Origin of the sequence: Microbacterium enclense, from assembly GCF_001456955.1 — a bacterium.
Classification (GTDB): domain Bacteria; phylum Actinomycetota; class Actinomycetes; order Actinomycetales; family Microbacteriaceae; genus Microbacterium; species Microbacterium enclense.
Map to the genome: position 1 here is coordinate 157,007 of NZ_KQ758472.1, position 12,890 is coordinate 169,896.

Here is a 12,890-nt window from a genome sequence, read left to right on the forward strand (position 1 = left end):
GCGCGGACGTGGTGTCGGACTGGGTCACTTCTTCTTCCTCTCCAGGAACGCGGTCATGCGGGCGCGCTTGTCGGCGCTGTCGAAGAGCTCGGCCTGCAGCTCGCCGTCGATCGCGGGGTGGTCGGCGCGGGGCGCGAGCAGCGCGCGCTTGGTGAGGATCGTCGCGCGTACGGAGTTGGCCGCGATGCGGTCGGCGATCGCGTGGGCGGCGGTGAGGAGCGCGTCGGGCTCGTGCACGCTCGACAACAGTCCCCACGCGAGCGCCTCGTCGGCTTCGATCACCCGCGCGGTGAGCAACAGGTCGCTCGCGCGGGCGTGCCCGACGATCTCGGGCAGTCGCCACGATGCTCCCGCCGCGGCGATGATGCCGAGGCCCGGTTCGGGGTTGCCGAAGCGCACGCGCGATGTGCCGATGCGGATGTCGGCCGCGTAGGCGAGTTCGGCTCCCCCGCCGAGCGCGAAGCCGTCGACCGCGGCGATCACGGGCATGGGTAGATGACGGGTGCGGTCGAAGACGGTGGCGTTGATGCCGCGGCGGGCGTCGTCGCCGGTACGCTCGCGCAGCTCGGCGATGTCGGCGCCGGCGGCGAAGATGCCGCCCGCGCCGGTGATGATGAGTGTGCGCGGGCGCTCCTCGAGTTCGTCGCACAGCGCGTGCAGCTCGTCGACCGTGGCCTGGTCGATCGCATTGCGGCGCTCGGGGCGGTCGAGGGTGGCGACGACGCGGTCGTCACGGGCGTCGACTCGGATGCGCGGTACCGCGGTGGTCCCGGTCCCTTCGACGAGCTCGGGGACCTCCGACGTGCCGGTGGCCGGCGCGCCGGCGGCTGAGCCCGTCGAAGCCTCCGGCCCCACGCGAGCACCGGCCGTCGGCTCACCCATCGACCCGCTCCACGATCATCGCCGTGCCCTGCCCGACGCCGACGCACATCGTCGCGAGGCCGTATCGCGCCCCCTCGCGTTCGAGCCGCCCCAGCAGCGTCACGAGCAGCCGCGATCCGCTCGACCCGAGCGGGTGGCCGAGCGCGATCGCCCCTCCGTCGGCGTTGACGATCTCGGGGTCGAGACCGAGCCGGCGGATGCACGCCAGCGACTGCGACGCAAAGGCCTCATTGAGCTCGACGGCGCCGAGATCGGATGCCGTGAGCCCGGCCTTCGCGAGAGCCTTCTCGGTCGCGGGCACGGGACCAAGGCCCATGACCTCGGGCGCGACGCCCGCCGAGGCGTGCGCGACGATCCGGGCGCGCGGGCGAAGGCCGTAACGCTCGACCGCCTCGGCGCTGGCCACGACGATCGCCGACGCCCCGTCGTTGAGCGAGCTCGCGTTGCCCGCGGTCACCACCTCGCCGCCCTTCACGACGGGTCGAAGTCCCGCGAGCACCTCGAGGGAGGTGTCCCGGCGGGGCCCCTCATCGGTGTCGACGGTTCCTCGGGCGGTCTCGACGGCGACGATCTCGTCGGTGAAGCGTCCGGCATCCTGTGCCCCGATCGCCCGCTCGTGGCTTCGCAACGCGAAGGCGTCGGCGTCGGCGCGCGAGATGCCGTCGACGCGGGCCACCTCTTCGGCGGTCTCGGGCATGGTGAAGGTCGCCTTGTCGCGCGCGGCGAGGCGCGGGTTCGTGAAGCGCCACCCGATCGAGGTGTCGAACACCGCACCGGGCTTCGTCCACGCCTTCTCGGGTTTCGCCTGCACCCAGGGCGCGCGGGTCATCGATTCCACCCCGCCCGCCACCACGATGTCGGCGTCGCCCGCGCGCACGGCCTGCGCGGCGAGCGCGATCGCGCTCATGCCCGAGGCGCAGAGGCGGTTCACGGTGAGCCCCGGCACGGCATCCGGAAGCCCCGCCAGCAGCACGGCCATGCGCGCGACGTTGCGGTTGTCCTCTCCCGCCTGATTGGCGGCGCCGAGGATCACCTCGTCGATTGCCTCGACGGGAACCCCGGCGCGCGCCACGGCTTCGCCGACCACCCGCGCCGCCAGATCGTCGGGACGAACGGATGCCAGAGCCCCGCCGTACCGCCCGACCGGGGTGCGCGCACCGCCGATGAGAAACGCCTGCGACATCGCCATCCTCTCCCCCGCCGACTCTGGCGGGGCCGTCTCCACCTCACCCGCGAGGTTTTCCGACCGATCGTTCAGTAATCATGTCAGATGGATGCCGTGCGGGCAATGCGTGCATCGCACGAGGCCCGGGTCCGTCACCGATCGGAGGAGATTCGCGCGGCGGAGAGCGGGCGGCCGGCGCGTGACCCTCCGCTCGCGGAATCTCCTCCCCAGGGCGGGCGCCGGGAGCCGTTGCCCGGCGGAGGGGGCACGCAGCGGAGGGGGCACGCAGCGGAGGGGGGCACGCAGCGGAGGGGGCACGCAGCGGAGGAGAATCGCGCAGCGGAGGACCGATGCCGCCCGCGGCATCCTCCGCCCGCAGAATCCCCTCCCGCGAGCGTGCCCCGAGAGGCTTCCACGCAGCGGAGGAGAATCGCGCAGCGGAGGACCGACGCCGCCCGCGGCATCCTCCGCCCGCAGAATCCCCTCCCGTAGCGACGGCGCCAAGCGACTCCGCCCGCAGAATCCCCTCCCGCAACGACGGCGCGAGCGACTGTGCCGCGAGAAACGGGCACGGCGGCAGCCGGCGATTGAAGGAAGGGTACCCCCGACAGGATTCGAACCTGCGACGCCCGCGTTAGGAGTGCGGCGCTCTATCCCCTGAGCTACGGAGGCGGGGTGCGTCCAGCCTACTGCGCCGCGATCGGTCGATCGGATGAGGAACCGGTGACGTCGGTGTCGGCGAGGCCGCCTCGCAGCCCCGAGATCAGCCCCTCGTCCCATCGGCCGGGTTCGACGGGGGTCGCCTGGCGCACGTCGATCCCGTCCGCGCCCACGGTGGCCGCGCACACCAGGAGGGACTCGAGCACGTGACCGTCATGCTCGTCGCGCCGCAGCACCGACGCCGACGGATCGCCCGTCGACCGTGCGACGACGTCGAGCCATGGCATCCACCAGTCCTCGCCGCCGGCGACGCCCGCTCGACGGAAAGCGTCGAGCCAGTGCCCGATCCGCGGCGTGGCGGGATCGTCGATCGCGTGGTGGGCGACCATGTGGATGCCGGGAGCGATGCGCGTGCGCCGGGCCTGGAGGCCGTCCCACTCCACGAGGTGCGCGCCGTCGGCATCCACCTCGACGAGGTTGAAGCCGCGCGTGCGTGGACGATCCGGGATGCCGGCCCCCACCGCGTCGAGCGGGATGCTGCCGCGACTGACCACCTCGGCATCGGAGCGATCCGACAGGTCCTCACGATTGAGCAGCACCGCCAGGCGCCGGGCGTCGGGGTCGACGGCGAGCCACGCTCCGCCCGCGCGATCGTCGCGCACACCCAGGATGCCGTCGCGTTCCGGCCACCACGGCCCGAGTCCGCGCCACGGGCGGTCGCGCTCCTCGTCACGAACGGCGAGCAGCCGGACGGGCTCGCCCGCGGCCCGTGGGACGTGGATCACGACCGTGCACATTCCGTCCACGCTACCCGCGCCGCCGGTGGTCGGGGCGGCGGGCGCCCGGTCGCCGCCCCGGGCCAGGGCCGCCGCCGGTGGTCGGAGCGGCGGGCGCCCGGTCGCCGCCCCGGGCCAGGGCCGCCGCCGGTGGTCGGAGCGGCGGGCGCCCGGTCGCCGCCCCGGGCCAAGGCCGCCGCCGCTGCCTGCGGGCGGTCGGCACGCGCGACCGTCAGCGCCCGCGACGATTAGCCCCCGACTGCCGACCCGGGTGCCCGATCGCCGCCCAGGCCCGGCCCGCAGCGGGACACGACGCAGGAGAACCGTCGGCGCACCCGCGATGAGCCGCCGCGCGGCCGCGTCGCCGACCGGGACTCTCCTGCGTTGTGTCGCGCCGGTGCCCCAGCGCTGCCGCGCCAGCCCCCGCGGGACCGCGCCCCTCGCGAGCCGGGCACCTGGAAGACTGGGGGGATGTTCGTCGTGGTGGGAGTGACCGGGGGCATCGCCGCCTACAAGACCGTCAGCCTCGTGCGGATGCTGGTGAAGGCCGGACACGACGTGCACGTCGTCCCCACCGACGATGCCCTGCGCTTCGTCGGCCTGCCCACCTGGGAGGCGCTCAGCCGGAACGCCGTCACGACCTCGGTGCACGACGACGTCGCGCGCGTGCGGCACGTGTCGCTCGGCCAGTCCGCCGACCTCGTCATCGTGGCCCCCGCGACCGCCAACACCCTCGCCGCGATGACGGCGGGCTTGGCATCCGACCTGCTGGGCACAACCCTGCTGGCCACGACCGCGCCGGTGGTCGTCGCCCCCGCGATGCACACCGAGATGTGGCGGCATCCCGCCACCGTGCACAACATGGAGGTGCTCCGCGCCCGCGGCGTGCACGTGATCGGACCGGCCGACGGCGTTCTGACCGGTGGTGACTCCGGTCCCGGACGTATGTCGGAGCCCGAGGAGATCGTCGCCGCCGCCCTCGCGCTCGTCGAACGGCCCCGCGACCTCGACGGCGTCTCGATCGTGGTGAGCGCCGGCGGCACCCGCGAGCCCATCGACCCGGTGCGCTATCTCGGCAACCGTTCGAGCGGACGCCAGGGAGTCGCCATCGCCCGCGCCGCCGCCGATCGCGGTGCGCGCGTCACCCTCGTCGCCGCGCACCTCGACGCCGACGTGCGACCCGATCCGCGGGTCGAGGTCATCGCGGCGGGCACGGCCGAAGAGCTCGGAAGAGCGATGGATGCCACGGCCCCCGACGCCGACGTGATCGTCATGGCGGCGGCCGTCGCCGACTACTCCGTGGCCGCCGTCGCCCAGGACAAGCTCCGCAAACAGGACTCCCCCGGCGGGCTGACCCTCGAACTGGTCGAGAATCGCGACATCGTCGCGGGCCTCGTCGCCGGGCGGCGCGTCGGACAGACCGTCGTCGCGTTCGCGGCGGAGACGGTGGCCGACGACGACGAGTTGCGGGAGCGCGCCCGGGCGAAGGCGGCGCGCAAGGGCGTCGACCTGCTCGCGGCGAACGCGGTGGGCTGGACGCAAGGGTTCGAAAGCGCCGACAACGCCCTCACGATCGTGGGACGCGACGGAGAGGTCGTGGCGACGGCATCCGGGTCCAAGGACGACACCGCCCACGCCCTTCTCGACGCGATCGTCGCGGTCCGGGCGGTGTCGGCCGACTGAGCGCTCCCGCTCCCGGCGGCGGGCGTCGACCGGGGACGGCACCGGCTGTCGGACCCCAGCCCGACCCGCCGCCGGACGCTCGCGACCCGGTCGCTACGCTCGGCGGAGCTCGTCCAGCGCGGCAAAGATCCGCTCGGGCTCTGTGCGCGTGGTGTAGTCGACGCGCACGTCGGCGAAGCGGATGACGCCGTCCTCGTCGATGACGAACACCGACGGGAAGGGGATGCGGGCGGTGTCGTCGGCGTTGCTGTCGGCGACGTCGAAGCCGAGCTCCGTGTGGGCCGCGCGAGCTGCGGCGCTGGGCCCCGTCACGATTCCGAAGCGCTCGGCGAGGGCGTTCCCGGGGTCGGACAACACGGTGAACTCGAGGGAACCGTTCGTCACGCTCTGCGACGACGCATCCGGGGTCTGCGGCGACACCGCGAGCAGCCTCACGCCCCGCTCGCGCAGCGCCGGCACCAGCGCTTGCTGGTACGAGCGCAACGCGATGTTGCAATAGGGGCACCAGGCGCCGCGATAGAACACGACGACCGATGCCGTCTCGCCCCGCGCCGCGGAAAACGACGTCTGCACACCCTCGACGGTGAGGACGGTGGCATCCGGAGCATCGTCACCCACGCCGAGCGCCGAATCGGGCACACCGGCTCCGCGCAGGTCGGCTTGCCCCCCGCCGAACACGCCGGCGAGGCGATCACCGATCTGCGCCTCGAACGCTGCGTTGAAGTCGTCGATCTGCTGAGCGATGGACGGTGCGGACATGGGTGCCTCCTCGAGGTGAGCGGCGTCTGACGCCGGTTCGAGGAGCGTATGCGCGCCCGCCGCCCCTCGGCGCGATCATGACACCCGGAGAGATACGGCGTCACGGGGCGTCACAGATGTATCGACGCAGACCTCCCGCGCCGGCCGAGCGGGCGCCGCCATCTGATGCGGCGCCCGCTCTCTGATCACCCGTAGGTGTACTGCAACTCCTGCACGAGCGAGAACACCAGCGTCAGCAGCATGACGACCCAGATGCTGACGACGATCCAGGTCACGACGGTGACCGCGATGGCCGCCCAGAGCGGGGCGAGTCCCTTGCCAGTGTGGCGGCGCACGATGACGCTGCGGCCGATGATGTAGACCAGACCGCTACCGATGGCCAGGACGAAGAAGCTCCACGCCCAGTGGAACGGCCGCTCGATACCGCGGGCTCGCAGGGCACGCCAATCGAGGAACGCGAACAGCACGGTCGCGGCGCACAGCACGATGCTGAGGATCGACGACACCGCGGTCAGAACGACGCCGGCCATCGACGGCGATGCGAACGGATCCGCGTACAACTCCGCGTACACCGACTCGCGGATGTAGGAGTCCCAATCGAAAGCGAACAAGCTCACGACGCTCACCAACGGCAGGGCGACCAGCAACCAGATCCAGACCGTGCTGGTGGGGATGTCGCGCCGGGGCGCGGTGTCGTAGCCGACGGTCGGCGCGCTGGGATAGCCACCGGCGGCGGGAGTCGTTCCCGGGTACGCCGGTGCACCCGCGTAGGCCGGCGGGGTGGCACCACTCGCCGATGCCGGGGCGGTCGAGTACGCGGGCGGGACCGGCGCGTTCGTCGGTGATGCGGGGGGTGCGCTCGCCGCGGCGGCAGCGAGGGCGGCGGCCCCGGCGGGCGTGGCGGCGGGGCTTGCGGCAGGAGCCGCGGCGGGACCGGCGTCGGGAGTTGCGGCGGCAGGGCTCGATGCGGATGCCGGCGCGGCGGGTGTGGACGAATCGGCGCTCGATCGCGTGCCGGATGAGCCGGACGTCGATTCGTCGACAACGTCGGAAGCTCCGGATGCCGTGCCCGCATCGCCTGCGTACGGCGCCGCGGCCGAGGTGGCGCCGGGCGTCGAGGGAGTGATCGACGGTGCGCCGTCGTGCGCAGCCGGTGACGCGGCGTCGGCGGACGCGGGCTCTGCGGAGGCGCGCTCGGCAGACGCCGACTCGGCGGACGCGGGCTCGGCGTAGGCGGCGGTCGCGTCGGCGGCGAGCGCCGGGGACGGGGCGCCGTCATCCGAGGGCTCCGCGCCGGTCACGCCGCGCTCCGTTGCGTGCGTCTCAGCGGCCGCGGAATCGAGATCACCGCCGAAGTCACCTTCGTCGCTGTGGTCGCGCTCGGGCGCGGAAAGCGGGGCGCCGCCGTCCACGGCGCGCACCTCGTCGGTCCACGACGTCCCGTTCCATCGGCGCAGGCCGCCGCCGCCCGCGGGGTCGGGGTACCAGCCGTCGGGCGGAGTGGGCGTGTCGGTCATGTCGTTCCCCTATCTGGTGCGGAACCGGCGAGATGGCCCGAGTCTAGTGACGCCCGCTCCCCGCACCCGGCGTCCGTCGCGGCGGGCCGCCGAGACGCCGCCTGGGGAGAAAGCGTCGCTCCCGCGGGCCGCAGACGCTTCGTCGACGGCCGCGCGTCGTCGCGGTCGCCGAGCCCCGGATGCCGCGGGGCCCGGCTCGCCATCGCTCAGGGCGCGGCGGGACGCTCGTTCTCATAGAGCGCCCGCACCTGATCCGCGGTGAGCGCCCGGTCCCAGACGCGCACCCGGGCGAAGGTGCCCTCGGCGTAGTTGCCCACGGTCGAGGCCATTTGCACCGCGCCGACGGTGAACTCGGCGGGGGTGGGGTTCAGACCGTCCGGGTAGGGGTAGGGGTTCTTCACGTAGGTGTTGCCGAATTTGTCCGTCATGGGCCCGTAGGCCACGGCCGCTCCGTCGAGATACGACACCGCTTCCCGGCCGTCGTAGGTTCCGACGTGCAGCTGCCAGACGTGGCGGGTGAAGGTCTGTCCTGACGCGGAATAGTCGAGCGAGAACTTCTGACCCGGCGTCGGCCCCCCCGTCCGGGAGACGTGGAAGTTGGTCCGCTCATCACCCCCGTAGGTGCTGAGGTCGTAGAACAGTCCGTACGACCGTCGGGGGTCGGTGCTCGCCTCCGACCACATGCCCGCGACGAAGCCGGCGTTGTCGTCGGTCATGAGCACCCAGGCGGCGACGGTGACCTTCCCACTGCCCGCTCCGACGTTGAGTCGTCCGACGGCGTCGCGGTGCAGGCGGAGGAAGCTCTTGCCCGGGAGGTTCACGCCCCTGCCGAACGGTGTCGCGACGGTGGTCGAGCGCACGGAGCCCGCCTGTTGGAGCGGCAGATCACCGGCAGTGGTGCGGAACGGCGGCGCGGCCTCATCGAACCGCCACTCCGCGAGGGGAAGGGGCACCGGAAGGTCGGCCGTCGGTGTCGGTTCGGGCGTCGGAGTCGGCGTGGAGGTCGGCGTCGCGGACGGCGCGGGCGTCGCGCTCGGAACCGCGGTCGCGGTCGGCGTCGGCGTCGCGGACGGCGCGGGCGTCGCGCTCGGCGCCACGGTCGCGGTCGGCGTCGGAGACGGTGCGGCGGTCACACTCGGCGTCGCGCTCGGCGACGGTGTGGGGTCGGGAGTCGGCGAGGTCGGCGGGCTCGGCTCGGCGTCGGTGGAGGTCACGGTGAGCGCGTCGAGCGTGACGTTGGTGTTCTGGGCGGCGGCGGTCTTCTGACCGGTCGCAGTGACGGTGAGTGTGTGAGCGCCCGAGACGAGGTCGGACCGCTCGAAGAGCACCGTGTGGAAGACGTTCGTGGGTGCATAGGCGTCGACGCGCGCTACGAGGGCACCGTCGATGCGCACCTCGCTGATTCCGCTGAGCGGAGTCAGCCGTCCGTGGATGCGGATGCCGGTACCGACGAAACGGTACGTGTACGAGGCTTTCGCGGTGTTCGCGTACTGAACGGAGCCCTTGTAGTCGGCGCGGTTCGAGGTCGTGCGCCACGCTCCGCTGTAGGTGATGGCGGGGTCGAGACCGTCGATGGTCTGGACGGTGGATGCCGGGTCGGCCGCGAACGACGGGGCACTGGCGACCGAGGCGGGTGCGATGACGGCGATCGCCACGAGGACGGCGATCAGCCGCGAACGCGATGTGTGTGCGGGCATCGTGCGACTCCTTCGGCGCGAGACGAGTGCAGCCACGAAAGACGCGAGGCCTCCCCCTGACCTGCGGCCCATCATGCCGCACCCCGTCCGAAGCGCGAAGGACGAAGCACGAAAGGACGAAAACCGAAGGGCGATGCGTCCTTTCAGCGGAAGTCCCGTGACGCGTGGGCGACGCCCACCCGCAGATCGGTGAAACCGTCGGCGACGACGTTGGTCACGCCTTCGACGGAGCGTTCGAGCATGCCGCGCACGATGAGCGCGGGTGATTCTCGCGCGACCCGTCGGTACCTGTTCCACACGCCCACCGAGCAGATGATGTTCATCAGGCCGTGCTCGTCCTCGAGGTTGAGGAACGTGATCCCGGATGCCGTGGCCGGTCGCTGGCGGTGGGTGACGAGCCCTGCCACCTCGATGCGCCGATCGGTCTCGAACGAACGCAGCTCACGCGAGGTGAGCACCCCCCGTGCATCGAGCGCCGCCCGGAAGTGGGTGAGGGGGTGGTCGTCCGCCGAGAGACCCGTCGCCCAGAGGTCGGAGGCGAGGATCTCGTAGCTCGACGGGTCGGTGAACAACGGCGGTTGCACGGCGACGAGGGAGTCGGGGAGGAACTCGGCGCGGTCCAGCGCCGCGGATCCCGACAGCCAGATCGCCTCGCGCCGCGTGTGTCCGAGGCATTCGAACGCGCCGGCCGTGGCGAGCGCTTCGAGTTGGGCGGTGACCAGGCCGGTGCGGCGTACGAGGTCGCGAAGGTCGCGGTAGGGCCCTCCCCGCTGACGCTCGGCGACGATGCGCTCGGCGACCTTCGTGCCGATGCCCGTGACCCCGGCGAGTCCGAGGCGCACCGCGAACCCGCCGTCGCGGCGGTGCGCGAGGGTCTCGTCGGGCTCGGAGGGATCGAAGTCGCCGGTCGGGGGCTGCTCGGCGTGGGCGCACGCGTCGAGTCCGGTCGGCCGCCCCCTTCCCCGGCGTCCCGTCCCTCCTGCCTCATCCGTGTCGGCGGCATCCCCTTCTTCGACGTTCGCCGCCCCGGCATCCATCGCCGCGTCGCCCGTGACCCCGGAAGCACCCGCCGCTGCGATGTCGACCGCTTCGAGCGTCGCCTCGACCCCCGACCGCAGCAGGTCGGGCCGGCGCACCACCACCCCGTGACGGCGCGCATCGGCGGTGAGGGTCGCGGGCGAGTAGAACCCCATCGGCTGCGCGCGCAGGAGTCCCGCGAGGAACGCCGCCGGGTAGTGCAGTTTGATCCACGAGCTGGCATAGACCAGCAGGGCGAACGACAGCGAATGCGACTCGGCGAAGCCGAAGTTCGCGAACGCCTGGATCTTGGCGTACAGCTCGTCGGCGACACGGCCGACCAGCCCGTTCTCGGCCATGCCCTTGTAGAGCGTCTCGCGCAGCGAGTCGATGCGCTCCAGGCCGCGCTTCGACCCCATCGCGCGGCGCAGCAGGTCGGCGTCTTCGGCGGAGCAGTTGCCGACGGCGACCGCCATCTGCATGAGCTGCTCCTGGAAGACCGGTACGCCCATCGTGCGCTCCAGCACGGGACGCAGCTTCTCGTGCACGTAGGTGATCTTCTCCTGCCCGAGCTTGCGCCGCACGAAGGGGTGCACCGCCCCGCCCTGGATGGGACCTGGCCGGATGAGCGCGATCTGCACGACGAGGTCGTAGAACTTCCGCGGCTGCAGACGCGGCAGCAGTCCCATCTGCGCGCGCGACTCCACCTGGAACACCCCGATCGAGTCAGCTCGGCAGAGCATGTCGTACACGGCCTTCTCTTCTTTGGGCAGCGTCGACAGCTCCCACGCCTCGCCCGTGGCATCCCTAATCAGGTCGAAGCAGTACTGCAGGGCCGCGAGCATGCCGAGGCCCAGCAGGTCGAACTTGACCAGGCCCATCCACGCGGCGTCGTCTTTGTCCCACTGGATGACCGTGCGATCCTCCATGCGCGCGTGTTCGATCGGCACGACCTCACCCACGGGGCGATCCGTGAGCACCATGCCGCCGGAGTGGATGCCGAGGTGCCGCGGCGCCTTCAGCAGCTCCGACGCGAACTCGATGACCTGGTCGGGGATGTCGTGGTCGGCCCCCGTCTCGAGCGTCGCTCCCCACCGCTCGACCTGCTTCGACCACGCGTCCTGCTGCCCCGGAGAGTGCCCGAGCGCCCGGGCCATGTCGCGCACGGCGTTCTTGGGTCGGTACTGGATGACGTTGGCCACCTGCGCCGCCCGCTCGCGCCCGTACTCCTGATAGACCCATTGGATGATCTCTTCGCGGCGGTCGGAGTCGAAGTCGACGTCGATGTCGGGCTCCTCGTCGCGCAGACTCGAGAGAAATCGCTCGAACGGCAGCTTGTAGAAGATCGAGTCGACGGCGGTGATGTCGAGCAGATAGCAGACCGCGCTGTTGGCGGCCGATCCGCGCCCCTGGCACAGGATGCCGCGACGTCGGGCCTCGGCGACGATGCCGTAGACGATGAGGAAGTACCCGGGAAAGTCCTTCATCTCGATGACGCCGAGCTCGCGCTCGATGCGACGCCGGTCGTCGTCGGAGAGGTTCGGGTACTTGCGGGGCACGGCCTCCCACACCAGGTGCCGCAACCACGACATGGGCGTATGCCCCTCGGGGACCTTCTGCTTCGGAAGCGCGGGTTTGGCGCGACGCAGCGGGAAGGCGATCTCATCGGCGAGGGCCACCGTGCGCGCGACCGCGCCCGGGTAGCGCGCGAACCGCGCCGCCATCTCGACGCCCGATCGCAGGTGCGCACCGGCGTGCGCGGGCAGCCAGCCGTCGAGCTCGTCGAGACCCCGGTTCGCGCGCACCGCGGCGACGGCCGCGGCGAGCAGCTCTTTCTGCGGCGCGGCGTAGTGCACGTTGTTGGTGGCGAGGGTCGGCAGCCCTCGCTCGGCGGCGAGGGCGGCGAGTACGTCGTTGCGGCGCGAGTCGAGCGGATCGCCCTGGTCCATCAGCTCGACGTAGACGGCCTCGGCGCCGAACAGGTCGACGAGGGTGTCGAGTTCTCGCGCGGCTCCCGCCGGCCCCTCGGATGCCAGGGCCTGCCGCACCGCGCCCTTGCGGCATCCGGTGAGCACCGCCCAGTGCGGATCACGGGGGCCACCGGATCGCTCGGCCAGGTCGGCGAGGTCGTAGACGGGGCGCCCCTTCTCGGCGCCGGTGAGCTGCGCGTGCGTGATCGCGGCGGCCAGACGGTGGTACCCCTCTTCTCGCCGGGCCAGCACGAGCAGGTGGGAGCCCTCGGGATCGGCCTGGCCGTTCTGCGGTCCGGGGAGTCCCAGCGACAGTTCCGCCCCGAACACGGTCTTCACGGTGCGTGCTTCAGCCGCTTCGGCGAAGCGCACGATGCCGTAGAAGCCGTCGTGATCGGTGAGGGCGAGGGCGTGCAGGCCGAGGCGTTCGGCTTCTTCGACGAGTTCTTCGGGCGAGGAGGCACCGTCGAGGAACGAGTACGACGAGTGCGCGTGCAGTTCGGCGTAGGGCACGGTCTCGGCCGGCCGATCGATCGACGGCGGCACGTAGGCGCCGCGCTTGTGCGACCATGCCGGACTGTCGCCGCCGTCGCCGTTCGGCGGGGCGCCGGTGGGCCGGCGGGCGTCGCTGAGCAGTCGCTCGAGCTCCGACCACTTCACGGGCGGGTTGGTCCATCCCATCAGGGCACCCCCGCCTCGCCATGCGGTGCCGGCACCGCTCGAGACGTTTCCGCCCGGGGGCGGACGCGCACCGCTGTCACGCC

Annotated in this window: 8 protein-coding genes and 1 tRNA gene; 1 reads left to right on the plus strand and 8 read right to left on the minus strand. The window is 72.2% G+C overall.

Features of this window, described 5'->3' with window-relative positions:
* Positions 1–24: 24 nt before the first annotated feature.
* The 4 genes from AS029_RS12440 to AS029_RS12455 all read right to left on the minus strand — a co-directional run bounded on the left by AS029_RS12440 (position 25) and on the right by AS029_RS12455 (position 3,504).
* Positions 25–882: an enoyl-CoA hydratase/isomerase family protein gene (locus AS029_RS12440; RefSeq protein WP_082642295.1), complete on the minus strand. Its 858-nt coding sequence runs from the start codon at positions 880–882 to the stop codon at positions 25–27.
* A complete protein-coding gene (locus AS029_RS12445) occupies positions 875–2,065 on the minus strand; it encodes a thiolase family protein (protein ID WP_058232912.1) in 1,191 nt (396 codons plus the stop codon). Before AS029_RS12445 ends, AS029_RS12440 begins: the two co-directional genes overlap by 8 nt.
* A gap of 581 nt (positions 2,066–2,646) precedes the next feature.
* Positions 2,647–2,719: transfer RNA gene (locus AS029_RS12450), tRNA-Arg, on the minus strand.
* 14 nt (positions 2,720–2,733) lie between these two features.
* A complete protein-coding gene (locus AS029_RS12455) occupies positions 2,734–3,504 on the minus strand; it encodes an NRDE family protein (RefSeq protein WP_082642308.1) in 771 nt (256 codons plus the stop codon).
* A gap of 450 nt (positions 3,505–3,954) precedes the next feature.
* Here AS029_RS12455 and coaBC point away from each other — a divergent pair, with 450 nt between their 5' ends.
* On the plus strand, positions 3,955–5,166 hold the full coding sequence (coaBC, locus tag AS029_RS12460) for a bifunctional phosphopantothenoylcysteine decarboxylase/phosphopantothenate--cysteine ligase CoaBC (protein ID WP_058232913.1): 1,212 nt from the start codon (positions 3,955–3,957) through the stop codon (positions 5,164–5,166).
* A 93-nt stretch (positions 5,167–5,259) separates the two neighbouring features.
* On the opposite strand, the gene AS029_RS12465 is transcribed toward coaBC, so the two are convergent.
* From AS029_RS12465 to AS029_RS12480, 4 genes are all read right to left on the minus strand, one after another.
* A complete protein-coding gene (locus AS029_RS12465) occupies positions 5,260–5,925 on the minus strand; it encodes a peroxiredoxin-like family protein (protein ID WP_058232914.1) in 666 nt (221 codons plus the stop codon).
* Positions 5,926–6,110: 185 nt separating this feature from the next.
* Positions 6,111–7,442 (minus strand): DUF2510 domain-containing protein, encoded by a 1,332-nt coding sequence (locus tag AS029_RS17365; protein WP_058232915.1) that lies wholly within the window; start codon positions 7,440–7,442, stop codon positions 6,111–6,113.
* A gap of 206 nt (positions 7,443–7,648) precedes the next feature.
* Positions 7,649–9,139, minus strand: coding sequence for a LamG-like jellyroll fold domain-containing protein (locus AS029_RS17370; protein ID WP_058232916.1), 1,491 nt, complete (start codon positions 9,137–9,139; stop codon positions 7,649–7,651).
* Positions 9,140–9,282: 143 nt separating this feature from the next.
* A complete protein-coding gene (locus tag AS029_RS12480) occupies positions 9,283–12,807 on the minus strand; it encodes an error-prone DNA polymerase (RefSeq protein WP_058232917.1) in 3,525 nt (1,174 codons plus the stop codon).
* Between the last annotated feature and the right edge of the window lie 83 nt (positions 12,808–12,890).